Source organism: Desulforudis sp. DRI-14 (genome assembly GCF_052618305.1).
Genome location: NZ_JBQXEZ010000006.1, coordinates 57,381 through 79,887, shown reverse-complemented (window position 1 = coordinate 79,887; position 22,507 = coordinate 57,381). Strand labels below are relative to the sequence as shown.

Here is a 22,507-nt window from a genome sequence, read left to right as displayed (position 1 = left end):
CCGGCTCGTGCCAGGCGCTTAATCCCCGCCGCGGCGTTCATCCATCGCCGGGTCGTCAAGCGTGAAACGTCCCAGGCGGCCATCCTGAAAGTCCTTGATGATCAGCGCAGCCGCCCTCTCCAGGTCGACCCTGCCCCCCGGGAGAAGCACCCCTCTCTTCAAGCCCACGGCACCTAATACTTCCGCAGTATCGGCAGGCGCGGACGGCAAATCGTAGCGCTGCGCCAGCGCGGCCGGGGCCTTTTCGGCAAGCCACCCGAGCAGCCAGCCGGCGATCTCTTCGCAAGAAAAAACTTCCTCCTTGATAGCCCCCGTAGCCGCAAGCTTCAACCCTACCAACGGGTCGTCAAACTTGGGCCACAAAATCCCGGGGGTATCGAGAAGTTCCACGTCCCCGCCGATGCGGATCCACTGGGGCCCGCGCGTCAGGCCGGGACGGCGGCCGGTCCGGGCCGCCCTCTGACCCACCAGGCGGTTGATAAATGAAGATTTGCCCACATTGGGGATACCGACGACCACGGCCCGTAGGGACCCGCCCGGGCGACGCTTGAGCCGTTCCTGCGGAATCGACAGGATGGCCTCGACCACGCTGCGGATACCGGCACCCTTTACCGAATCGGCCTGGATGACGGGATCGCCCCCGGCCGCCAGGATCTTCTCCCACCGGCGCGTCATCGCGGCGTCGGCCAGGTCGACCTTGTTCAAGACGACAACGCGCGGCTTGGCCCCCAGCAGTTCGTCGATGCTCGGATTGCGACTGCTCCAGGGGATCCGCGCGTCAAGCAACTCGATAACCAGATCGCAGATTTTGAGCTGGGATTTGATTTGTCGCCTGGCTTTCGCCATATGGCCTGGAAACCACTGTACCGGCATCCTGGTCACCATCCGACCGGTCGGCGGCCCTATAGCCTAAAAGGGCGCCTGAACGTTTACCTAACGAGGCCTATCTGGGTTAAAGGCCAGTAAACAAAGACGGCTTTACCTATGAGGTTTCCACGGGGCAGGTAGCCCCAAACCCTGCTGTCGTCACTGTTGTTGCGGTTGTCACCGAGAACGAAGAGCATGTTCCGGGGGACGGTCTGCGGGCCGAAATCGCTGAACTCCAACCCCGGCGGCAGGTAGTCTTCCGTTACGACCCGGCCGTTGACGATCAGCTTGCTGTCTTTGAGCTGCACCGTTTCGCCCGGAAGGCCTATCACCCTTTTTACGAAGGCCCTTTTCGGGTCCTTGGGGTATTTGAAAACGATGACGTCGCCCCGTTTGGGCTCGCTGAAGTGGTAGCTGAACTTGGAAACGATGATCCGGTCGCCCGTCATCAGCGTCGGCTCCATAGAACCGGAAGGAATGAAAAAGGGCTGAAAGATAAACAGGCGGATAATCACGGCCAGGACTACGGCAATGGCTAAAGACTCGAACAGCTCGCCAAGAACCGAACCGCGCTGGCGATCGACTTTAAACAACATTACTCCTCCCAGTCGTAATGTCAAAAAGGGACTGCCTTGCAGTCCCCCGTCTCTAGTATCTGTCTCTCTCCCTGATGCGCGCCGCTTTGCCGCGCAATCCCCGCAGGTAGTAAAGCCTCGCCCTCCGGACGCGCCCTTGCCGCACCACCTCGATGCGGTCTATACGGGGCGAGTGAAGCAAAAAAGTACGCTCCACGCCGACACCATAAGAAACCCGGCGCACCGTAAAGGTCTCGTTGAGGCCCCCGCCGCGACGGCGAATGACCACCCCTTCAAAAATCTGGATTCTCTCGCGGCTGCCTTCAACAACTTTAACGTGGACGCGTACCGTATCACCGGGCCGGAACGGAGGGATGTCTTTCTTCATCTGTTCCTCAGCCACGGATCGCAGAAGACTCATCGGTGTTGCCTCCTTAGTTTCTCAATCACAACTATCAAGTATTTTACCACACGTTTCCGAGAGATTGCAAGGTTTTCCCACCTCAGTCCGGCAAGAGGGCGTCAATCTTTTCCCTCAGCCTGCGCAGGAAATCCCTGTCCTCGGCGGTCATTCCGCCCTGCAACAGGTCCGGCCGCCGGGCCAATGTGCGTATGAGTGCCTCTTCCCGCCGCCACCCGGCGATGGCCCCGTGATGCCCGCTGATGAGCACGCCGGGGACGTCGAGCCCGGCATAGGAACGCGGCCTCGTGTAATGCGGGTATTCGAGAAGGCCGCTGGCGAAGGAATCGTCCTCGGCGCCGCCGGGCTCGCCGAGCACCCCGGGGATGAGGCGGGCGACGGCATCCACGATGACCATGGCCGGCAGTTCGCCCCCGGTCAAAACGAAATCGCCGAGCGATATCTCATCGTCGATGATCAGCTCCCTGACCCGCTCGTCGACCCCCTCGTAGTGCCCGCAGACCAGGACCAGGTGATCGCGAGCGGCAAGTTCCCGCGCTACGCCCTGGGTAAACCGCCTTCCCTGCGGACACATCAGGATAATCGGGCCGCATGTCTCCCCACGCAGGGAACGAACGTGTTCCACCGCCCGGCAGATCGGCTCCGGGTTCATCACCATTCCGCCGCCCCCGCCGAAAGGCGTGTCGTCGACAGTACGGTGCTTGTTCCGGGAGTGGTCGCGGATGTCGAAGAGGTTTATCTCCAGGAGTCCCCGCTCCCGGGCTTTCTTCAGAATACTGGCCTGAAACGGGCCCTCGAACATCTCCGGAAACAGGGTCAACACGTCAAAGATCATCAGTCCAGCAACCCCTCGGGAGGATCGACCTGCATGCGCCGGCCCTCAAGATCGATTTCCCGCACCACCTGCTTCAAAGCGGGGATCAGAACCTCTTTGCCATCGGTCCCGGCGACGACGTAGATGTCATTGGCCCCCGTCTGGAGGACATCCTTGACCTTCCCCAGCAGGTTGCCGTCCACGGTAAACACGTCGAGCCCCACGATATCGAAGATGTAGTACCGGCCGTCGGGCAGCGGAACCAGCTTTTCGCGCGGGAGCTTGAGGACGGCCCCCTTGACGGCCTCCGCGCCGTTCATGTCCTCGATTTCCCTGAACTTGAGAACGGCAAAAGCCTTGTGAAGGCTCGCCTGCTCGACGTGCATCACCGTCTGCCGCTCTCCCTGAACAAGGATCACAGAATCGAGTTCGAGAAACCGTTCGGGGAAATCAGTAAGCAGCAAAACGCGCACGGCCCCGCGATGGCCCTGCGTGTTGACCACTTTACCGATGGCGATTAACTCCCCGCTCATTGCGGCGGAGACTCTCCCCACTGTCCCTCGCGGATTTCGACCACCTTGCCGTCCTTAACGACGACCTCGACCATGGCCAGCTTGCGCCAGTCGTCACCCACCCGGACCTCGACCATGCTCTCGACGCGCCCCTGGATCAGTTCCGTTCCCAGGGGCAGGTCTTTGAGCGCCTGCACCTGCTCGGCGATTTTCTGCTTGCTCTCAATGCGCTTTTTTTTCTCAAGGTCGAACTGGTGCCGGATCTGGGCGGCCTGAGCGGGTTCTGCTTCGGCAAGGGCTTTCTTCAACTGAAACTCCAGCCGCTGGATCTCGATGTCGTTCTTCCTGATCGTGATGTCGCACTGCTTGAGCAGGTCGTTGCGGTACTCCTCGGTCAAGATCACCTTGACCGTAACCGGGCGTGTAATTACAATGCTGTCCAAAAATTAAACCTCCCCAACCGCGGGTTAAGGGGGCGACGGCCCCCTTAAATTATTTCCACGGTTACCCTCTTGCGCTGCCTGGTCGCCGATGCCTTAACGAGGGTTCTGATGGCTTTGGCGATCCGGCCCTGTTTACCGATCACCTTGCCCATATCCTCAGGGGCTACGCGAAGTTCAATGACCATCCCGTCCTCGCCTTCGACAACCCGCACGTTGACCTCATCGGGCTTATCCACAAGGGCCCTGGCTAGGATTTCGACTAGTCTTTCCACGGCTTATCCCCTTTCCCGGGCTACTTTACTTAAGGCCGGCCTTCTTAAAGAGCGATTTCACCGTATCAGTCAACTGGGCGCCCTGCGCCATCCAGGCCCTGGCTTTCTCCTCATTGATCTTGAGCTGCTCGTTCTTGCCCAGAGGATCGTAAAAACCGATTTCTTCGATAAAGCGACCGTCACGAGGGGAGCGGGCGTCGGCCACAACAATACGGTAGTAGGGATCGTGCTTGGCGCCCATGCGCTTCAGCCTAATCTTAACTGCCAACCATTGTCACCTCCTTTCACTGTCTCATGCTTTATATTGCCAACCAAGGCATTAAGAAAACCCAAACACTTTTACATAAACGGCAGTTTCGGGAACCTCCTCTTGCCGCCCTTCTTGGCCGACTTTCCCCAGTCGCTGAACTGCTTAAGCATCTTTTTAGTCTGCTCGAACTGTTTCAAAAGTTTGTTTACGTCTTGCACCGAGGTTCCGCTGCCGCGGGCCACGCGCCGGCGCCGGCTGCCGTCAATGCGGTCCGGATTCCGGCGCTCGTAAGGCGTCATGGAGTTGATAATCGCCTCGGCCGTCACCAGTTCTTTCTCGTCAAACTTCAGGTCCTTAAGCTTCCTCGTCATGGAAGAAAACCCCGGGATCATTCCCAGCACCTGGTCGAGCGGGCCCAGCTTTTTGAACTGGTGCAGGTGGTCCAGGAAGTCCTCCAGGCTGAAGTCGGCGCTCCGCATCTTCTGCTGGAGCCGGGCCGCCTCCTCAGCGTCGAAGGCGGCCTGCGCCTTCTCGATAAGGGTCATCATGTCGCCCATGCCCAGGATGCGGTCGGCCATCCGGTCAGGATGGAACGGCTCAAGGGCGTCGAGTTTTTCCCCAATGCCGGCGAACTTGATGGGGCAGCCGGTGACGGCGCGGACCGAGAGCGCCGCGCCGCCGCGGGTGTCGCCGTCCAGCTTGGTTAAGACCACGCCGTCCAATCCGAGGCGCTGGTGGAAGCTTTCGGCCACCGTCACGGCGTCCTGGCCGGTCATCGCATCGACTACGAGCAGGATCTCGTGCGGCTTGACGCGCTGCTTGATCTGCTCGAGTTCCTGCATCAGCTCTTCGTTGATGTGCAGACGCCCGGCGGTGTCGACAATCACAAAGTCGAAGCCGCCCTTCCGCGCGCTCTCCATGGCCGCCTCGGCGATAGCCGGCGCGCTGTCGCTGCCCAGCGTGAATACCGGAACGTCGAGCTGGCTCCCGAGCACCTGCAGTTGCTTGATGGCGGCAGGCCGGTAGATGTCGCAGGCCACCAGCAGGCTGCGCCGCCCTTGTTTCTTAAGCAGGTTGGCCAGCTTGGCGCAGGTGGTCGTCTTGCCGGAACCCTGCAGCCCCACCAGCATTACCACCGTCGGGGGCTTGGGCGCCGCGTTGAGGCGCGCGTTCTGGCCGCCCATAAGGCGGGCCAGCTCGTCGTGGACGATCTTAATCACGTGCTGGGCCGGCGTCAGGCTGGACATGACGTCCTGGCCGATAGCCTGCTGGCGTACGGTGTTGACGAAATCCTTAACAACCTTGAAGTTTACGTCGGCCTCGAGCAAGGCCACGCGGACCTCCCGCAAGGCCTCGTTGACGTCGACCTCGGTCAGCTTACCTTTATCTTTTAATTTCTTAAAGGCACCCTGCAGTCGATCCGCCAGGCTGGCAAATACCAAAGGCACCTCACCTCGCTTAATCTTCTCTGAGCACTTCCTCCAAAATCTCGCGCACCCGGACAGACTGTTCTTCATTGCTCCCTGCCAGCAGATCCAGCGCCTTTCCGAGGGCGGCCCGCCGTTCGAGGTGCCGAGCGACGAGACCGAGCTTCTGCTCGTACTCCTCCAAAATCTCGCCCGACCGCCGCAGGATGTCGTGCACGGCCTGGCGGGTGACCCCGAATTGCCCGGCGATCTCCCCCAACGAAAGGTCGTGCTCGTAATAGAGCTCAAACACCGCCTGTTGCCGATCGGTCAGCAGGGGCCCGTAAAAATCATATAAAAGGCTGATGCGTACTCTTTCGTTCAACATTGTTTATCAAGCAATTTTACTTTACAGGCTGATTTTATGCAATCCGATCCAGACTGTCAAGCTTTTGATTCGCCGCCGGAGGAAGGATGGAACAGGTCAAGCCGCGAAACGCATGGCGAAACAGTTTGCCGTGTGCCGGCTGAAGAGTTAGAATATGCTTATAATTCCAAAAGCCGTAGATTGATCGGCCTGTCAATACAGGTGCATTGAGCATTACGGAGGTATCGTCCATGCAGCTGATCAGACTGGAACAAGCCCTGCAACTGAGCAGGAACGAGGTAATCGAGAAGTCGAAGGCCTACCTTAGCGGTTCGATGGCCGCCACCGAGGCGGCCTTGCGGTTCGACCGCCAGTACGTCCGCGCCGAGGGCTGCGTTCTTTACGACGTCCAGGGCAATGAATACCTTGACTTTGTCGGCGGCTACGGTTCGGTGAGCCTGGGGCACAACCACCCCCGGCTCCTGGATGCCGTCAGGCGTGTCGAGCAGTATCCCAAGATCATGCAGACGGCCATGCAACATCTCCCGGCCGCCCTGGCGGATAACCTGGCCAGGGTCACCCCCGGAAACCTCTGCCGCACTTTCTTCTGCAACAGCGGGGCGGAGGCCGTCGAGGGTGCCCTCAAGCTGGCCCGGGCCGTAACGGGCCGCCCCAAGTTCGTCTACTGCCACGGGGCGTTTCACGGCAAGACCTTTGGGGCCCTCTCCGTAATGGGGCGGACAAAGTACCGCGAGCCCTTCGAGCCCCTCCTTCAGCCGACCGCCGCCATACCCTACGGTGATCTTGCCGCCCTGGAAAAGGAACTCGCCGGCGGCAACGTCGCCGCCTTCATCGTCGAACCCATTCAGGGGGAGGCCGGCGTCATCGTCCCTCCGCCCGGCTTCCTGGCCGGAGCCCGCGAGCTCTGCACTAAACACGGTGCGCTGCTGATCGCGGACGAGGTGCAGACCGGCCTGGGACGGACCGGCAAGATGTTCGCCTGCGAGTGGGAGGACGTCGTTCCCGACGTCCTTTGCCTGGCCAAGGCCCTGGGCGGCGGCATGGTGGCCGCCGGCGCCTACGTCACTCTCGACCAGCACTGGCGCAAGGCTTACGGTTCCCTGGACAGGGCCATCATGCACAGCTCTACCTTCGGCGGCTACTGGGGCAACGCCATCGCCTGCGCGGTAGGGATAACCACCCTCGAGATCATCCAGGACGAAAAACTGATTGAACAGGCCCGCGAAAAGGGCGAGTACTTCCTTGCGCGGCTGCGAGCGCTCAAAGAAAAGTACCAGGTGATCAAGGACGTGCGCGGCCGCGGGCTTTTAATCGGGCTCGAACTGAGCGACAAGGGCACCGGCCTGGTGAACAAGCTCTCCTTCGGGGTGCTCGACAAGCTTGCGGAGGAATACATAGCTACCCTGCTGGCCGTGGAACTCATCAACAGACACCGCATCGCCACAGTGTACACCCTGAATAACCCCAGCGTGATCCGCCTCGAACCGCCGCTTACGGTCACCAAGGAGCAGATCGACCGCACGGTGGACGCCATCGAGGACGTCCTGTCCCGCAGCAAGAGCTTCCTCGGGCTAGCCGCCAAAGGCCTGGGAGCGGTCTTTAGCCGCCGGTAATGTCAAAAAGCAGCCGTCCATCCCGGCGCCCGCTTTACTTTTGTTACCAGACTTGAAAAATCCCGCACTTGAGGTAATAGGTCTCGGGGGTTGAAAGCAGCATCGGGTGGTCCTTGGCCTGCCTGCGGAACTCGACGAGGCGCAACTGCCGCCCGGCGTCTCGGGCGGCCTCAGCGACAACGGCGGTAAACAGGTCTTCGGTTACGTGGTAGGAACAGGAACAGGTGACGAGAAACCCTCCCGGCGGGATGAGCTTCAGGCCCCGCAGGTTGATCTCCTTGTAACCGCGCAGGGCGCCCTCGACGGCGCTTTTTGACTTGGTGAAAGACGGGGGGTCGAGAATCACTACGTCGAACCGCTCCCCTTCGGCGGCGAGGTCGCGCAAGACGTCGAAGCCGTTCCCTTCCCGGAAAGCCATGCGTTCCTCGACGTTGTTGATCCGCCCGTGTTCCCTGGCCAAGGCCAGGGCGCCGGCGGAAACGTCCACGCAGACTACTTCCCGGGCCCCGGCCACAGCGGCGTTGACGGCGAACCCCCCGGCATAGCAGAAGCAGTCGAGTACGCGGGCGCCCTTAACCAGGCTGCGGACAGCCAGGCGGTTCTCGCGCTGGTCCAAGAAAAAGCCCGTTTTCTGCCCGTCCTCGATGTCGATGACCAGTTTGATGCCGTTCTCCTCCACGACAACAGGCTTTTCCAGCGTGCCCCGCAGCAGGCCTTTGACCTGCTCCAGCCCCTCGAGGCCCCGGACGCTGACGTCGTTGCGCTCGTAGATCCCCTTCGGCCGGAGAAGCTCTTCCAGCAGATCCGCCAGAAGGTCCTGGCGGCGGGCGATGCCCAGCGCCAGCGTTTGCACGACCAGGTAGTCCCCGTAACGGTCGACAATCAGCCCAGGAAGAAAGTCGGCCTCCGCGTTCACCAGGCGGTAGGCCGTGGTGTCATGCACGAACATCTCCCGGTAGGCGACGGCCGTTTCCAGCAGCCTGCGGAAAAAGGCCCTGTCCACCTTTTCGTCCTTGAGCCGGGTAAGGATGCGGACAAAAATCTGCGAGGCAGGATTGGCGTAGCCGCGCCCGACGAAACGGCCCCGGTCGTCGAGCACGTCGACGATGGCGCCGGGCTCCAGGTCCCCGGGGATCCCGGTCACCTCGGTCCGGTAGACCCAGGGGTGGCCAGCCAGGACCCGGTGCGGCCGGCCGCCGGTCAGTCTGACTTCCTGCATGAAACTCCTCCTCGCTGGGTGAGCCTTTATGAATGGTATTATGCCCTTGGCCCGGAATAAAACAGGCCCCCACAGGTCCTATAACAGACACGTGGAGGCCGGCTTTACAGTAGCACCATCCAGGTGCCGCTACCCGCATCACCCGCCGCCCCTGATCACGCGCAGGAGAATGATAACAGCAACGCCTATGCCGATGATGTACAGGAGATCGTTTTCGCCCATCGTATCGCCCCCTCTGCTAAGCTTACCTCAAGCCTGCGCGCGGCGCAATCGAGGCGCGATAACTAAGACGCGTCTTCCGCAACGGCCCTGACGAGACGACGGGCGCACTGCCCCGCCTGCTCGATGACGGCACCCTCATCCACGGTCAGAATCCGGCGGTCGCGCATCACCACTCGCCCGTCGATGATCACGGTATCGGCGTCGCCGGCATGGGCGGCGTAAACGAAGTGGGCGAAGACGTCGTGCTGCGGCGCAAGGTGCGCGGCGCTCCAGTCCCAGAGGACGACGTCGGCCTTCTTGCCTGGCTCCAGGGTGCCGATCTCCTTTTCCAGGTGCAGCGCCCGCGCTCCGCCCAGGGTGGCCATCGCCGCCGCCTGGGGCGCGGGAAGAACAGTGGGGTCTTCGAGAGCGACCTTTTGTAGGAAGGAGGCGGTGCGCATCTCTTCCACCATGTCCAGGTCGTTGTTGCTCGAAGCCCCGTCCGTGCCGATCCCGACGCGCGCGCCGGCAGCGAGCAGACGGGCGACGGGAGCGATACCGCTGGCCAGTTTCATATTGCTCTGGGGGTTGTGGGCGATACCGACCTGATGCGAAACCAGCACCTCGATGTCCCGCTCGCCCAGGTGGACGCAGTGTGCGGCCAGCACCGGGACTTCGAACAATCCTGTTTCCGCAAGGTGGACGGTGGGCGATTTGCCGAACCGCCCGGCGATCTCCCCGGCTTCAGCCCTGGTTTCGGCCAGGTGGATGTGGACGCCCACGCCGAGTTCCTCCGCCTTCGCTGTAACCTTCCGCAAGTAGTCGGGGGGGCAGGTGTACGGCGCGTGCGGACCCAGCATGGCCGTAATCCTGCCGCCGGCCGCGTTGTGCCATTCACGGACGAAAGCAATGTTTTCTTCCAGGGCCTCCGCTCCGTTGGGCGCGACGCCGATCAGCCCCCGGGCCAGGGAGGCGCGCATGCCGGTCTCCTCGACGGCCCTGGCCACCTGGTCCATATAGAAATACATGTCGGCGAACGTCGTAGTGCCGGAGCGGATCATCTCTACGCAGGCCAGCAGCGTCCCCCAGTAGATATCCTCGGCGACAAGCTTGGCCTCGATGGGCCAGATTTTTTCATTGAGCCAGGGCATCAACGGCATATCGTCGGCGTAACCGCGCAAGAGGACCATGGCCGCGTGGGTGTGGCAGTTGACCAGCCCGGGAGTGGCGACCATCCCCCGCGCGTCGATGACCTCGTCGGCGAAGAAGTTTTCGGATACGGGGCCCTGCCGGTCCACGAACGCTATTTTCCCGTCTTCAATCCCGATTACGCCGTTTTCAATAACCTCCGCCCCGGTCATGGGCAGGACGGTCATCCCTTGCAGCAGCAGTCTCATCAGCTTTCTCCCCCTGATCTCTGCCCGTAGGCCTTTACAAAAAAAGAGCGCAGGGCCCGCACGTCAGCGTCGCTCAGCACCCCGGGTTTCCCGGCCTGCCGGGCCAGCAGGTAGACCTTGGCGCCCTTTTCCACCGTCAGGCAGGCCTGCAGGGCTTCATCGAGGCTCCGGCCGACGCCGACAACCCCGTGATTGGCCAGGAGAACGGCGTTGACCCTTCCCAGGGCTTGCACGGCCGCGAAGGCCAGTTCGTGCGTGCCCGCCATGGCGTAGCCGGCCACCCGCACCGTTCCCCCGATCACCTGGGCCAGTTCCTCAAGAATGACGGGAAGCTCCACCCCGGCCACGGCAAGGGCGGCGGCATACATCGAATGAGTATGCACCACGGCCCGGACGTCGTCGCGGGCGCGGTATATTTCCAGGTGCAGGGCCAACTCCGTCGACGGCTTCAGCGCGCCGTCCAGAATCCGCCCGTCCAGGTCGACCGCGACCATGTCCCCCGGGTTAAGGCGGTCGTAGCCCAGCCCGCTGGGGGTGACGACCACCGCGCCCTCTTCAGGCACGTACACCGAAAGGTTGCCCCACGTCCCGGTCACCAGGCCCGCCCCGGCCACCTGGCGCCCGACCCTGGCCAGGTCTTCCCTGGCTTTCTGTATCGCCGGGCCCAACGGCCTTACTCCTCACCGGCCGTACCGGAAAGGTACTCGACCTGTTCCTCGGACAGCCGGTCGATGGCGATACCCATCGAGGTCAGTTTCAATTCGGCCACCCGCCGGTCCAGTTCGGGAGGAACGGTATAAACCCGCGCTTCGAGTTCACGCGCGTGCTCCCGCATATACCTGGCGGACAGGGCCTGGAGGGCGAAGGACATATCCATGATTTCCGCGGGATGCCCGTCGCCCGCCGCGAGATTGACCAGCCGCCCTTCGGCCAGGAGGTAAAGCCGGCGCCCGTCAGCCAGGAGGAATTCCTCGATGTTCCGCCGCACCGTCCTCCGGGTTACGCTCAATTCAGCAAGATCCGGCTGTGAAATTTCGACGTTGAAATGCCCGGCGTTGGCAAGAACGGCCTTGTCCTTCATGACCATGAAATGGTCGTGGCGCAAAACGTCCTTGCAGCCGGTAACCGTGATGAAGATGTCGCCTTCCTTGGCCGCCTCGAGGCTCGGCATCACCCGGTAGCCGTCCATTACCGCCTCGATAGCCCGGACGGGATTGACCTCGCAGACGATGACGTTAGCCCCCAGACCCTTGGCGCGCATGGCCACCCCCCGTCCGCACCAGCCGTAGCCCAGCACCACGACGGTCTTACCGGCGACCAGCAGGTTAGTGGTCCTCAGGATGCCCGACCACACGGACTCCCCGGTGCCGTAGCGGTTGTCAAAAAGATACTTACAGTGGGCGTCGTTGACGGCCAGCATCGGAAAGGCCAGCCGTTTCTCGCGCTCGAGAGCGCGAAGGCGGAGCACGCCGGTGGTCGTCTCCTCGCAGCCGCCCCATACCCCCGGAGCAAGGTCCCGGCGGGCACCGTGAAGCATGGCCGCCAGGTCGCCCCCGTCGTCGATAACGATCTGCGGGCCGAAGGAAAGGGTGCGCTCGATGTGCCGGTTATACTCCTCGGGTGAAGCGTCGTACCACGCGTAGACGCTGATCCCCGCTTTCACCAGGGCGGCCGCGACGTCGTCCTGCGTGGAAAGAGGGTTCGAACCCGTCACGGCCATGACGGCGCCCCCCGCTTGCAACACTTCGGCCAGGTAAGCCGTTTTGGCCTCCAGATGGATGCTCAAGGCCACCTTGACGCCTTCAAGCGGCCGGTCCCGCTCAAATTCGGCGCGGATAGCGTTAAGGACGGGCATGTGGTTCTTCACCCAGTCGATCTTCATCCGGCCCTCGGGGGCGAGTTCCGGGTTGCGAATCTCGTAATCCACGGTGTCCCTCCTGTCCATTCGTCGTCGGTCGTCAGGCAGCAGCCCGACTCCGACGACCGCCTGCTGCTAACCGAATCGGGCCAGCCCTTCCTTGAAGGGTGGGTGGATGACGCCCGCATCGGTGATGATCGCCGTAATCAGCCGGCGGGGGGTAACGTCAAACGCCGGGTTCCACACCCTGACGCCCTCCGGCGCCACGCGCCGCCCCTTGAAGTGAGTCACCTCTTCCTCCGCTCTCTCCTCGATAGGAATGGCATCCCCGCTTTCGAGGCGGAAGTCCACCGTCGAAAGGGGAGCGGCCACATAGAAAGGAATGCCGTGAGCGTGGGCCAGGACGGCCAGGCCGTAAGTGCCGATTTTATTGGCCGTGTCCCCGTTGGCCGCGATGCGGTCGGCACCCACGATGACGAGATCGACGCCTTCCCTGCTCATCAGGTAACCGGCCATGCTGTCCGTAATCAGCACGACGTCAATGCCGTCCTTCATCAGTTCAAAAGTGGTAAGGCGCGCTCCTTGCAGGAACGGCCGCGTTTCGTCGGCAAAGACGGTAATCTTCTTGCCGGCCTGCCTGGCGGCCCTGATCACCCCGAGGGCCGTCCCGTAACCGGCGGTGGCCAGAGCGCCCGCGTTGCAGTGCGTCAAAATCCGCGCCTCGTCCGGGACGAGCTCCTGCCCGTACATGCCAATGCGTTCGTTGCAGGTTACGTCTTCCCTGAATATCGCCTCGGCTTCCGCCAGGAGGGCTCCGGCCATTTCATGCGGGGAGCCGGTATAAGCCCTGGCTTTCTCCAGCATCCGTTCAACCGCCCACCGCAGGTTGACGGCTGTCGGACGCGTGGCCAGCAGTTCCTCGCCAGCCCGTTTAAGAGCCGCCGTCTGCTCGTCCCTGTCGGCGCTTTCGTTCGCCAGGACGGCAAGCGCCATGCCGTAAGCAGCGGCGGCCCCGATCGCCGGGGCCCCCCTGACCTTCATATCCCGGATGCACCCGGCCACATCCTGGTAGGTTGCACAGGTCTCGTAGGTCACTTCCTCCGGCAGCCTGGTCTGGTCCAGCAGGAAGAGCTTGCCGTCCTTAAAGTACATGGTTTCCATAAAAGGCACACTCCTTGCGGGCGTCAACGTTTGCCGACCGGGCCCCCGCTCACGGCCCAGCGGCAAGCGCAGGCGCGCTCGGGGTCGATGGCCATCACGGCGTACATGATCAGCTTGCGTAAGTTTTCCGCGTTAATCTCCATCACCTCGACGACCTCGCGGTGGGTCAGGCGGGCCGGGGAGATCCCGGCTGCGAAATTCGTGACCATGGCTATCGTCGCGTAGCAAATCTCGGCTTCCCGCGCCAAGACGACTTCGGGCACCCCGGTCATCCCGACCAGGTCGCCGCCAAGCTGGCGGATCATGTTGATCTCGGCGGGGGTCTCGAAGCGCGGCCCTTCGCTGCAAGCGTACGTGCCTCCAGAGTGTGCCGAAAGCCTCAGCGTCCACGCCGAACGGGCCAGCACGTCCCTCAACTCGGGGCAGTAGGGCTCGGTCAGGTCGACGTGGACCACGCCGTCCTCCCCGCCTTCAAAAAAGGTCTGGGGCCGGGATTTCGTAAAGTCCAGGAACTGGTCCACGAAAACCATGTCGCCCGGCTTCATCGCCGGGTTCAGCGAGCCGACGGCGGCAGTGGCGAGGATGCACTGCACGCCCAGCTTCTTCAGGGCCATGATATTGGCGCGGTAGTTGACCAGGTGAGGCGGCACGGTGTGCCCGCTGCCGTGCCGGGCCAGGAAAGCCACCTCGCGGTCCTTGAACCTGCCGACCTTCAAGGTCACGTCACCGTATTTCGTCTGGACCGTCTGGTCGCGGACGTCACTCAGAATATCGGGGCTGTAAACCCCGGTTCCCCCGATCACAGCGATGTGCACCGGCACCTTGGCGTCCTCCTTCTGCAAGTTAACGTTAGGGTGTTTTAAGCTACCTGCTAGTATTCGTTTCTTTACCCTATATTTCCTCCCAAAACAGCATTCACTAAACGAAGGCGAGGTGCCCGTTTAAGTCCGGCGAGGACGTCCAATTCGGTCGCCGGTAAGCGGTCGTCGGTCGTCGGGATAGTAGGGATTCGCGACAGCGAATCCCATAACTACGACTACCGAAAAGGCAGGCTAAAAGCCCGCCCCGTTGCAACGAACCATATAATGATAAGAGTGACAAAATACTTATCCGAGGAGCCCTTCAACAAACTCCCCGGGATCGAAAGGCTCCAGGTCCTCGATGCCCTCACCGACCCCGACGAGCTTAACCGGGATGTCCAGCACCTGTTTGATGGCCACGACGATGCCGCCTTTGGCCGTCCCGTCCAGCTTCGTAAGCACGACCCCCGTAACTCCCACGGCCTGTTTGAACATCTCGGCCTGGGTAATGGCATTGTGTCCCGTCGTTGCGTCAAGGACCAACAGGACCTCGTGCGGCGCGCCGGGGACCTCCCGCCCGATCACGCGGAAGACCTTCTTAAGCTCCTCCATCAGGTTGGACTTGGTGTGCAGGCGCCCGGCCGTATCGACGATTACAACGTCGTATTTCCGGGCCCGCGCGGCTTGGATGGCGTCAAAGACCACGGCGGCGGGGTCGGAGCCCTCGCGATGCTTGATGACCTCGCAGCCCGCTCGCTGTCCCCAGACTTCGAGCTGCTCGATGGCCGCCGCCCGGAACGTGTCGCCGGCAGCAAGCAGGACCTTCTTGCCCCTCTTCTTGAGTAAGTATGCCAGCTTGCCGATCGTGGTGGTCTTGCCGGTCCCGTTCACGCCCACTACCATAATCACCGCCGGGGGAGGCGCCTCGACATTCAGCTCGGCTACGCCGTCCCCGGCAAAAAGCTCGGCGATCTTCTCCCTAAGGAGCGGGCGCAGCTTTGTCGGGTCGTCGGACCGGCACTCTTTCATAGCCTCGCGCAGTTTTTCCACCAAGGCCATCGAGGTCGAGACACCCACGTCGGACTGGATGAGGACGTCCTCCAGGTCCTCATACAGGTACTCATCCACCGTCGTTTTCCCGTAGATGACGCCCTCCACCTTCTCGGAGATGGCCTCGCGCGTCTTGGTCAGGCTCTGCTTCAGTTTGCTGAAAAAACCCATGCCGTCCTCCATAAAAAAGGGACTGCCCGCGCTCCCGCGAGAGCGCATCGCGTCCCTGTAGGCTGTTTTTAATGATGCTGCTCGTTTTCAAATCGCCTCAGTGCTTCTCTGGCCGCGTATTGCTCCGCTTCCTTCTTGGTCCTTCCCGTCCCTTCCCCCAGGATCTGCCCGCGATAGACGACGCCGGCCGTAAACAGCTTGTTGTGATCCGGGCCTTCCTCCCGCATGATCAGGTAGCGGATCGGCTCCGGCGAGCGCCGCTGCAGGAGTTCCTGCAGGCGCGTCTTGTAGTCCGGATCGCGTCTCCCGCGGAGAACCTCCTCCACCAGCGGCCCCAGGTGGGCCACGACGAACCGCCGCGCGGCTTCGAGCCCCTGGTCCAGGTAAAGCGAGCCCAGAACAGCCTCAAAAGTGTCGGCGAGAACGGAAGGGCGTTCCCGCCCGCCCGAAATTTCCTCCCCGCGCCCCATGCGCAAGGCCGCGCCCAGGCCGAGAGCACGCGCCACCGAAGCAAGCGCGGGCTCGCATACCACGGTGGCCCGGATCTTGGTCAATTCGCCTTCGTTACTGTGGGGGAGCAGCGTAAAAAGATAGTCACTGATAAGTATTTCCAGCACCGCGTCCCCAAGGAATTCGAGGCGCTGGTTATTTTTTGCCTCGGGATGTTCGAATGAATAAGAGCTGTGCGTAAGAGCTTCACGCAAAAGTTCCTCGTTATCCCATCTTACACCGATACCGGCCTGAAGTTCGTCCAGGCTGACCGGCGGCGTCATTCACCTTCACCGTCCCTCGTATCGCCTCAGGGCAAGGGTGGCGTTATGCCCGCCAAAACCGAAGGCGTTGGAAAGGGCCACTCTCACTTTAGCTTTACGGGCTTTGTTCGGAACGAAGTCAAGGTCGCATTCCGGGTCGGGCTGCTCGTAGTTAATGGTCGGTGGAATCACCTCGTGGGCGATCGCCAGGGCACAGGCCGCAGCCTCAATCCCCCCTGCCGCCCCCAAAAGATGGCCCGTCATCGACTTGGACGAACTGACCGCCACCTTCGTCGCAGCGGGTCCAAGAGCCCGTTTGATCGCCTTGACCTCAGCCACGTCCCCCAGCGGGGTCGAAGTCCCGTGGGCGTTGATGTAATCCACCTCGTCCGGCGTTATGCCGGCATCGGTCATGGCCTTGACCATCGAGTACGCAGCGCCCGTCCCTTCCGGGTCGGGAGCGGTGATGTGGTAGGCATCGCAAGTGGAGCCGTAGCCGCAAATCTCGGCGTAGATACGCGCTCCCCGCTTCAGCGCATGCTCCTCGGTCTCCACGACAAGGACAGCACTCCCCTCAGCCATTACGAAGCCGTCCCGCTCGGCATCGAACGGCCGGCTTGCTCTTTCCGGCTCGTCGTTGCGCGTGGAAAGCGCCTTCATCGCGCAAAAACCCGCTAGCGCCAGCGGGGTAATGGCCGCCTCCGTCCCGCCGGTGATCATAACGTCGGCCTCGCCGCGCCGGAGAATCTGGCAGGCGTCGCCGATGGCGTTGTTGCTCGACGCACAGGCGGTGACCACGGTAGCGTTGGGACCGCAGAGACGGTAAGTCAAGGCGATCTGCGCCGCGGCCATATTGCCGATCATCATCGGGACAAAGAGAGGAGAAACCCGGTCCGGTCCGCGCTCGAACAGGATCCTGGCTTGTTCTTCCAGAGTCCGCATCCCGCCGATACCGGAACCCAAAATAACGCCCACGCGGTCGCGCTGCAGGCTGTCAAGTTCGAGCCCGGCGTCTTCGATTGCCAAACCCGTCGCAGCCACGGCGAATTGCGTGTAGCGGTCCATGCGGCGGGCTTCCTTCTTGTCGATAAACTGTACGGGATCGAAATCGGGTACCTCACCGGCTATCCGGGTGCGGAAACTCGACGCGTCGAACTGCGTGATTCTCCTGATCCCCGATTTTCCGGCTACCAGGGCCTCCCAGAAGGTTTTGACACCCAGCCCCAGAGGGGAGATCACACCCAAACCGGTTATTACTGTCCGTACCCGCAAAACCACACCTCCCAGGGGGCGAAAGACTGTTACTGACGATCCTGAATATACTTAACGGCGTCTCCAACAGTCCGGATCTTCTCAGCCTCATCGTCAGGGATTTCGGTATCAAAGGCCTCCTCAAAAGCCATTACCAGTTCCACCAGGTCCAGCGAGTCCGCCCCGAGATCATCCACGAAAGCAGCTTCGGGAGTCACCTCATCCTCTTCAACGCCAAGCTGCTCGACGATGATCTCTTTGACCTTGTCAAATGTGTTCATCCCTACTTTCACCCCCTTCCTGAAAAAGATCGGAGAAGGCATGCAAAACAATGGTATAAAGACAAGGTTTACACACAATTTGACCGCCGGGCCGGGATTCTAAACGGCCATGCCCCCGTCCACGGCGATGACCTGGCCGGTAATATAACTTGCGGCGTCCGAAGCAAGGAAGGCCACCAGGGCGGCTACTTCCTCGGGCTGGCCGAACCGGCCGAGCGGGATTTCGCCGAGCATCTTCTCTTTTGCCTCTTTAGGAAGCACGTCGGTCATCTCCGTCACAATAAACCCCGGAGCCACGGCATTGACCGTGATATTACGCGAACCGAGCTCCTTGGCCAGTGACTTGGTCAGGCCCAGCAATCCCGCTTTGGCGGCGGCGTAATTCGCCTGGCCGGCGTTACCCCTGAGGCCGATCACGGAACTGATGTTGATGATGCGTCCGGCCCTGGCCTTCAGGAGCGGCTTTAAACAGCTCTTGGACAGGTTGAAGGCTCCCTTGAGGTTGACCGACAAAACCCGGTCCCAGTCATCCTCCTTCATACGCAGGACCAAGTTGTCGCGGGTTATGCCCGCGTTATTCACCACGATGTCGAGGCGCCCCAGTTCCTTCAGGCACCGCTCCACCATCTCCGCCGCCTGGGCCGCGTCGGAAACGTCGGCACGGTAGGCCATCGAGCGGCGTCCCAGAAGGCCGATAGCCGTTACGACATCTTCGGCGGCTGCAGCGTTGCTGACGTAATTTACGACGACATCGGCGCCCTGGCGCGCCAGCTCCAAGGCGATGGCACGGCCAATGCCGCGCGATGCGCCTGTAACAATGGCAACTCTGCCGCTAAGCAACATTTTAGACAACCTCCTGTAACCGCGCAACTGATTTCTCCAGGCTATCCAGATCCTCCACGTTGAGGAGGATAATATCGCGGTTGGCGATCTTTTTGACAAGCCCGCAAAGGACTTTCCCCGGGCCGACCTCGATAAAGGCGTCCATCCCGTTGTCCAGGAGCCGCTGGATGCAATCCGTCCACCGCACGGGGCTGTATATCTGGCGCACCAGGGCGGCCCGTACCTGGTTGGCATCCTGCAACAGGGAGGCGTTGACGTTGGCCACGACGGGGATGCCCGGGGTACTAATCTCCACACTTTCCAGCACCTGAGCCAGACGCTCTCCCGCCCCCCGCATCAAGGACGAATGGAAAGGCCCGCTTACGGCCAGGAGCACCGACCGCTTCGCACCGGCCTGTTTGGCCAGCTTGACCGCCTGCTCCAGCGCCGGCGTTTCGCCCGCCAGGACAATCTGGCCCGGGCAATTGAAGTTGGCCATTTCAATCAAACCAAAGGCCGCAGCCTCGCGCCTGACTTCTTCAAGGCGCTGCTCGTCGAGGCCGAGAACGGCCATCATCCCCCCGGTGCCAAGCGGCACGGCATCCTGCATCAACTGCCCGCGCAGGCGCACCAGCGGCACAGCGTCACTGAAACGTATGGCCCCGGCGGCAACCAGGGCGCTGTACTCGCCCAGGCTGTGGCCGGCGACGGCGTCAGGGCGGATGCCTCTTGCCAAAAGGACGCGATAACAGGCGATGCTCGTCGTTAATACGGCCGGCTGGGTATTGACCGTTTTCTGCAATTCCTCTTTGGGACCGTTGAAGCAAAGATCGCCGAGCGCCATGCCCAATACGCGATCAGCTTCGTCAAAGGTATCCCGAGCCACCGGCAAGGTTTTGTAGAGGTCGGCTCCCATCCCGACATACTGAGATCCCTGGCCGGGAAAGAGAAAGGCAATCCTCATCGCCCTTCTCCTGCCATACCGCCAAGGCGGCGCATAACCTCAACCGCCCCGGCCATCAGCTCTTCGATGATTAATTTAGCCGGCTTGATCTCGGATACCAGGCCGGCGATCTGCCCGGCCATGACCGAACCGTACTCTGTATCGCCCTCGACCATCGCGGCGCGCAGGCGCCCGATGCCCAGTTTTTCAAACTCCTCGACGGGCCTGCAGCGCGCTTCCAGCTCTTCAAACTGGCGCGTCAGCTTGTTCTTTATGCAGCGAACCGGGTGCCCCGTCGGGCGTCCGGTAACCACGGTGTCGCGGTCTTTGGCCTTTAAAATAGCTTCCTTTACCCTGGCATGCACCGTGCACTCCTCGGCGCAGACAAAACGCGTGCCCATCTGTATGCCGGAGGCCCCCAAGGCCAGCGCGGCCGCCACCCCGCGGCCGTCGCCGATACCCCCGGCCGCGATGACGGGCACCTTAACGGCGTCAACCACCTGGGGAACCAGGACCATTGTGGTCAGCTCCCCGATGTGCCCCCCAGACTCCATACCTTCGGCGATAACGGCGTCGACCTTTGCCCGTTCAAGCCTTTTCGCCAGGGCCACCGACGGTACCACGGGGATAACCTTCGTCCCCCTGGCCTGCAGGGCCGGCACGTATTTGCCGGGATTTCCCGCACCCGTCGTGACCACGGCCACGCCCTCTTCCAGAATGACTTTCATAACTTCCTCGACAAAGGGCGAAAGGAGCATGACGTTAACACCGAAAGGCTTGTCCGTGTACTCCTTGGCCTTCCTGATCTGGTCGCGCACGAAATCCGGAGGGGCGTGACCCGTTCCGATAATGCCGAGACCGCCCGCTTCGGAAACCGCGCTGGCCAACCTGGCGTCGGAAACCCACGCCATACCTCCCTGCAGCACGGGGTACTCTATGCCCAGCAGATCACATAGCTTTGTACGGATCATCGGTCAACCTCCCAATCTTTTATAGCCCACATATGCAGTTGCGGGCAACGCCTATTTCCCGTTCCATTCTAGGACCGCCGCGGCCCATGTCAGGCCCGCGCCGAAGGCGACCAGAACGATGCGGTCGCCCTTTTTGACCCGGCCCGTCAGCACGGCCTCTTCCAGGGCGAGCGGAATGGAAGCCGCCGAGGTATTGCCGTAACGGTCCACGTTAACCAGGATTTTATCAGATGAAAGCTGCAGGCGCTTAGCGGCGGCATCGATAATACGCACGTTGGCCTGGTGGGGGATCATGAGATCGATATCCTCTTCCCTCAGGCCGGCCAGGGCCAGCACCTCACTGGTAACTTCGGGAATAACCCGTACCGCAAACTTAAATACTTCCCTGCCGTTCATCTGCAGGTAGTGCAATCCCCGAGCGACCGTCTCGGCCGACGTCGGGGTCCTTGACCCCCCCGCCTTCAGGTCGAGCAGGGCCCCGCCGGAACCGTCGGCCCCTAATCGCGTGGCCAGGATGCCGCCCTTCTCGACCGGGCCGACGACCGCCGCCCCGGCGCCGTCGCCAAACAGCACGCAGGTCGTGCGGTCCTTCCAGTTGGTGATCCGTGACAGCGTCTCGGCGCCCACCACCAGCACGCGGTCGTAAACACCGGTACTGACAAACTGGTTAGCGACACTGAGGGCGTAAATGAATCCGGAACATCCTGCCGCCAGGTCAAAAGCACCGGCGCGCGCGGCGCCGAGCCGGTCCTGGAGCAGGCAAGCCGTGGCCGGGAAAATGGTATCGGGGGTGGCTGTGGCCACAATAATCAGATCCAGTTCGGAGGCGTCAACTCCGGCGTCGGCCAGCGCCCTTTCCGAGGCCCGGACGCCGAGGTCCGACGTGGCTTCGTAGGGGGCGGCGATGTGCCGCTGCCGGATGCCCGTGCGTTCCCTGATCCACTCATCGCTGGTATCCACCAGCTTTTCCAGGTCGTGGTTCGTTAAGACCCGCTCGGGGACGTAAGTACCGAGACCTATGATACCCGCTCTGCGGAGTTCAGGCATTAACCGTTCGTGCCCCTTTCTTGCTCACCTCGGCGATCCCGGAAGTAATGGAGTCCACCAGGCCGCCTTTCACGGCATCCCGGGCCACTCTGACCGCGTTCATGACGGCCCGGGCTCTTGAACTGCCGTGGGCGACCACGCTGACTCCGTTTACCCCCAGGAGGGGCACCCCTCCGTACTCGTTATAATCAAACTTCTTGCGCATCTCCTTGAGCGTCGCCAAAGCGGCCAGGGCGGACAGCTTGGACAGGACGCTCTTCTCGACCTGCCGCTTGATGAAGCGTTCCATAAACATCGACAGGCCTTCACCGGTCTTGAGGATGATGTTGCCGACAAACCCGTCGCAGACAACAACGTCGATGCCGCCATGGAAAAGGTCCCTGCCCTCGACGTTGCCGATGAAGTTCAACGGGGCCGCTTCCAACAGCGCGTACGCTCCCTGAACCAGCTCGTTGCCCTTGGTGCGCTCCTCGCCGATATTCAGCAAGCCGATCCTCGGGTTTGCCAGACCCAGCACCTTCTCCGCGTATACGGCTCCCATCACGGCAAACTCCAGCAGGTGATGAGGCTTGCAGTCCACGTTGGCGCCCACGTCAAGGATAACCGTCTGGGCCCGGTCGTTGGGGAAGAGGGAAACGAGGGCAGGCCGATCGATACCCTTCACCCGGCCGAGTCCGAAAAGAGAGGCGGCCATCGCCCCGCCGGTATTGCCGGCGGAAACGACGGCATCAGCTTTGCCTTCACGCACGAGTTGGACGGCGCGGACGATGGAGGCGTCCTTCTTGCGCCGTACAGCCTGGGCGGGATGGTCGGTCATTTCGATGATTTGCGTGGCGTTGACGATTTCTATTCCGGCACTTGCGGTCAATTGCTGTCGGATCTTGGCTTCATCCCCAACCAGGACCACTTCGACGCCGAGTTCCTGGACTGCTCTTTCTGCACCTTTGACAACTTCGTAAGGGGCGTAGTCACCACCCATTGCATCCAGTGCTATACGCAGCAAGTGGGAAAACCTCCCGGAA

General features: G+C 61.8%; 26 protein-coding genes. 1 reads left to right on the top strand and 25 read right to left on the bottom strand.

What is annotated here, in order from left to right; translation table 11 throughout:
- Nucleotides 1-18: 18 nt before the first annotated feature.
- From ylqF to ylxM, 10 genes are all read right to left on the bottom strand, one after another.
- Nucleotides 19-873, bottom strand: a complete 855-nt coding sequence (gene ylqF, locus ACUM6F_RS05935; protein ID WP_445348683.1) for a ribosome biogenesis GTPase YlqF — start codon at nt 871-873, stop codon at nt 19-21.
- Nucleotides 874-929: 56 nt separating this feature from the next.
- Nucleotides 930-1,460, bottom strand: a complete 531-nt coding sequence (gene lepB, locus ACUM6F_RS05930; protein WP_445348682.1) for a signal peptidase I — start codon at nt 1,458-1,460, stop codon at nt 930-932.
- Between the two features lie 55 nt (nt 1,461-1,515).
- A complete protein-coding gene (gene rplS, locus ACUM6F_RS05925) occupies nt 1,516-1,863 on the bottom strand; it encodes a 50S ribosomal protein L19 (protein WP_445348681.1) in 348 nt (115 codons plus the stop codon).
- Nucleotides 1,864-1,945: 82 nt separating this feature from the next.
- Nucleotides 1,946-2,698, bottom strand: a complete 753-nt coding sequence (trmD, locus tag ACUM6F_RS05920) for a tRNA (guanosine(37)-N1)-methyltransferase TrmD (RefSeq protein WP_445348680.1) — start codon at nt 2,696-2,698, stop codon at nt 1,946-1,948.
- Nucleotides 2,698-3,210 (bottom strand): ribosome maturation factor RimM, encoded by a 513-nt coding sequence (rimM, locus tag ACUM6F_RS05915; protein ID WP_445348679.1) that lies wholly within the window; start codon nt 3,208-3,210, stop codon nt 2,698-2,700. The genes trmD and rimM overlap by 1 nt, the downstream gene beginning before the upstream one ends.
- Nucleotides 3,207-3,632: a YlqD family protein gene (locus tag ACUM6F_RS05910; protein WP_425621439.1), complete on the bottom strand. Its 426-nt coding sequence runs from the start codon at nt 3,630-3,632 to the stop codon at nt 3,207-3,209. The genes rimM and ACUM6F_RS05910 overlap by 4 nt, the downstream gene beginning before the upstream one ends.
- A 44-nt stretch (nt 3,633-3,676) precedes the next feature.
- Nucleotides 3,677-3,904, bottom strand: coding sequence for a KH domain-containing protein (locus tag ACUM6F_RS05905; protein WP_425621438.1), 228 nt, complete (start codon nt 3,902-3,904; stop codon nt 3,677-3,679).
- Nucleotides 3,905-3,929: 25 nt separating this feature from the next.
- On the bottom strand, nt 3,930-4,172 hold the full coding sequence (gene rpsP, locus ACUM6F_RS05900; protein ID WP_425621437.1) for a 30S ribosomal protein S16: 243 nt from the start codon (nt 4,170-4,172) through the stop codon (nt 3,930-3,932).
- 71 nt (nt 4,173-4,243) lie between these two features.
- The gene (gene ffh, locus ACUM6F_RS05895; RefSeq protein ID WP_445348702.1) at nt 4,244-5,596 is read right to left on the bottom strand and encodes a signal recognition particle protein; all 1,353 of its coding nucleotides are present in this window, start codon (nt 5,594-5,596) and stop codon (nt 4,244-4,246) included.
- Nucleotides 5,597-5,612: 16 nt separating this feature from the next.
- Nucleotides 5,613-5,948 carry a YlxM family DNA-binding protein gene (ylxM, locus tag ACUM6F_RS05890; RefSeq protein WP_425621436.1) on the bottom strand — a complete coding sequence of 112 codons (336 nt, stop codon included), beginning with the start codon at nt 5,946-5,948 and terminating at the stop codon, nt 5,613-5,615.
- Between the two features lie 230 nt (nt 5,949-6,178).
- On the opposite strand from ylxM, the gene ACUM6F_RS05885 reads away from it, so the two are divergent.
- On the top strand, nt 6,179-7,561 hold the full coding sequence (locus ACUM6F_RS05885; protein WP_445348678.1) for an aspartate aminotransferase family protein: 1,383 nt from the start codon (nt 6,179-6,181) through the stop codon (nt 7,559-7,561).
- 43 nt (nt 7,562-7,604) lie between these two features.
- On the opposite strand, the gene ACUM6F_RS05880 is transcribed toward ACUM6F_RS05885, so the two are convergent.
- From ACUM6F_RS05880 to plsX, 15 genes are all read right to left on the bottom strand, one after another.
- Complete coding sequence (locus ACUM6F_RS05880) at nt 7,605-8,780, bottom strand: class I SAM-dependent rRNA methyltransferase (RefSeq protein ID WP_445348677.1); 1,176 nt, start codon at nt 8,778-8,780, stop codon at nt 7,605-7,607.
- Nucleotides 8,781-9,064: 284 nt separating this feature from the next.
- On the bottom strand, nt 9,065-10,378 hold the full coding sequence (locus ACUM6F_RS05875; RefSeq protein WP_445348676.1) for an amidohydrolase: 1,314 nt from the start codon (nt 10,376-10,378) through the stop codon (nt 9,065-9,067).
- Nucleotides 10,378-11,046: a class II aldolase/adducin family protein gene (locus ACUM6F_RS05870; protein ID WP_445348675.1), complete on the bottom strand. Its 669-nt coding sequence runs from the start codon at nt 11,044-11,046 to the stop codon at nt 10,378-10,380. Before ACUM6F_RS05870 ends, ACUM6F_RS05875 begins: the two co-directional genes overlap by 1 nt.
- Nucleotides 11,047-11,051: 5 nt before the next feature.
- Nucleotides 11,052-12,305, bottom strand: a complete 1,254-nt coding sequence (locus ACUM6F_RS05865; protein WP_445348674.1) for an adenosylhomocysteinase — start codon at nt 12,303-12,305, stop codon at nt 11,052-11,054.
- A 66-nt stretch (nt 12,306-12,371) separates the two neighbouring features.
- Entirely contained in the window at nt 12,372-13,397 is a 1,026-nt protein-coding gene (mtnA, locus tag ACUM6F_RS05860; protein WP_445348673.1) for an S-methyl-5-thioribose-1-phosphate isomerase, read from the bottom strand.
- Nucleotides 13,398-13,420: 23 nt separating this feature from the next.
- Entirely contained in the window at nt 13,421-14,218 is a 798-nt protein-coding gene (gene mtnP, locus ACUM6F_RS05855; RefSeq protein WP_425621430.1) for an S-methyl-5'-thioadenosine phosphorylase, read from the bottom strand.
- Nucleotides 14,219-14,503: 285 nt separating this feature from the next.
- Nucleotides 14,504-15,418: a signal recognition particle-docking protein FtsY gene (gene ftsY, locus ACUM6F_RS05850; protein WP_425621429.1), complete on the bottom strand. Its 915-nt coding sequence runs from the start codon at nt 15,416-15,418 to the stop codon at nt 14,504-14,506.
- Nucleotides 15,419-15,486: 68 nt separating this feature from the next.
- Nucleotides 15,487-16,191, bottom strand: coding sequence for a ribonuclease III (gene rnc / locus ACUM6F_RS05845; protein ID WP_425621428.1), 705 nt, complete (start codon nt 16,189-16,191; stop codon nt 15,487-15,489).
- A gap of 6 nt (nt 16,192-16,197) precedes the next feature.
- On the bottom strand, nt 16,198-17,442 hold the full coding sequence (gene fabF / locus ACUM6F_RS05840) for a beta-ketoacyl-ACP synthase II (RefSeq protein WP_445348672.1): 1,245 nt from the start codon (nt 17,440-17,442) through the stop codon (nt 16,198-16,200).
- 29 nt (nt 17,443-17,471) lie between these two features.
- Entirely contained in the window at nt 17,472-17,702 is a 231-nt protein-coding gene (locus ACUM6F_RS05835) for an acyl carrier protein (protein ID WP_425621426.1), read from the bottom strand.
- A gap of 99 nt (nt 17,703-17,801) precedes the next feature.
- Nucleotides 17,802-18,545 carry a 3-oxoacyl-[acyl-carrier-protein] reductase gene (fabG, locus tag ACUM6F_RS05830; RefSeq protein ID WP_445348671.1) on the bottom strand — a complete coding sequence of 248 codons (744 nt, stop codon included), beginning with the start codon at nt 18,543-18,545 and terminating at the stop codon, nt 17,802-17,804.
- Nucleotide 18,546: 1 nt separating this feature from the next.
- Entirely contained in the window at nt 18,547-19,488 is a 942-nt protein-coding gene (gene fabD, locus ACUM6F_RS05825) for an ACP S-malonyltransferase (protein ID WP_425621424.1), read from the bottom strand.
- A complete protein-coding gene (fabK, locus tag ACUM6F_RS05820; RefSeq protein WP_445348670.1) occupies nt 19,485-20,438 on the bottom strand; it encodes an enoyl-[acyl-carrier-protein] reductase FabK in 954 nt (317 codons plus the stop codon). The genes fabD and fabK overlap by 4 nt, the downstream gene beginning before the upstream one ends.
- Before the next feature lie 51 nt (nt 20,439-20,489).
- Nucleotides 20,490-21,485, bottom strand: a complete 996-nt coding sequence (locus ACUM6F_RS05815) for a beta-ketoacyl-ACP synthase III (protein ID WP_445348669.1) — start codon at nt 21,483-21,485, stop codon at nt 20,490-20,492.
- On the bottom strand, nt 21,478-22,488 hold the full coding sequence (gene plsX, locus ACUM6F_RS05810; RefSeq protein WP_426377505.1) for a phosphate acyltransferase PlsX: 1,011 nt from the start codon (nt 22,486-22,488) through the stop codon (nt 21,478-21,480). Before plsX ends, ACUM6F_RS05815 begins: the two co-directional genes overlap by 8 nt.
- Nucleotides 22,489-22,507: the final 19 nt, after the last annotated feature.

Excerpts from the sequence above, each read along its gene's own strand:
- ylqF (WP_445348683.1), bottom strand. The coding sequence starts at position 873 with ATGCCGGTACAGTGGTTTCCAGGCCATATGGCGAAAGCCAGGCGACAA.
- rplS (WP_445348681.1), bottom strand. The coding sequence starts at position 1,863 with ATGAGTCTTCTGCGATCCGTGGCTGAGGAACAGATGAAGAAAGACATC.
- trmD (WP_445348680.1), bottom strand. The coding sequence starts at position 2,698 with ATGATCTTTGACGTGTTGACCCTGTTTCCGGAGATGTTCGAGGGCCCG.
- rimM (WP_445348679.1), bottom strand. The coding sequence starts at position 3,210 with ATGAGCGGGGAGTTAATCGCCATCGGTAAAGTGGTCAACACGCAGGGC.
- ylxM (WP_425621436.1), bottom strand. The coding sequence starts at position 5,948 with ATGTTGAACGAAAGAGTACGCATCAGCCTTTTATATGATTTTTACGGG.
- ACUM6F_RS05885 (WP_445348678.1), top strand. The coding sequence starts at position 6,179 with ATGCAGCTGATCAGACTGGAACAAGCCCTGCAACTGAGCAGGAACGAG.
- ACUM6F_RS05880 (WP_445348677.1), bottom strand. The coding sequence starts at position 8,780 with ATGCAGGAAGTCAGACTGACCGGCGGCCGGCCGCACCGGGTCCTGGCT.
- ACUM6F_RS05875 (WP_445348676.1), bottom strand. The coding sequence starts at position 10,378 with ATGAGACTGCTGCTGCAAGGGATGACCGTCCTGCCCATGACCGGGGCG.
- mtnA (WP_445348673.1), bottom strand. The coding sequence starts at position 13,397 with ATGGAAACCATGTACTTTAAGGACGGCAAGCTCTTCCTGCTGGACCAG.
- ftsY (WP_425621429.1), bottom strand. The coding sequence starts at position 15,418 with ATGGGTTTTTTCAGCAAACTGAAGCAGAGCCTGACCAAGACGCGCGAG.
- rnc (WP_425621428.1), bottom strand. The coding sequence starts at position 16,191 with ATGACGCCGCCGGTCAGCCTGGACGAACTTCAGGCCGGTATCGGTGTA.
- ACUM6F_RS05835 (WP_425621426.1), bottom strand. The coding sequence starts at position 17,702 with ATGAACACATTTGACAAGGTCAAAGAGATCATCGTCGAGCAGCTTGGC.
- fabG (WP_445348671.1), bottom strand. The coding sequence starts at position 18,545 with ATGTTGCTTAGCGGCAGAGTTGCCATTGTTACAGGCGCATCGCGCGGC.
- fabD (WP_425621424.1), bottom strand. The coding sequence starts at position 19,488 with ATGAGGATTGCCTTTCTCTTTCCCGGCCAGGGATCTCAGTATGTCGGG.
- fabK (WP_445348670.1), bottom strand. The coding sequence starts at position 20,438 with ATGATCCGTACAAAGCTATGTGATCTGCTGGGCATAGAGTACCCCGTG.
- ACUM6F_RS05815 (WP_445348669.1), bottom strand. The coding sequence starts at position 21,485 with ATGCCTGAACTCCGCAGAGCGGGTATCATAGGTCTCGGTACTTACGTC.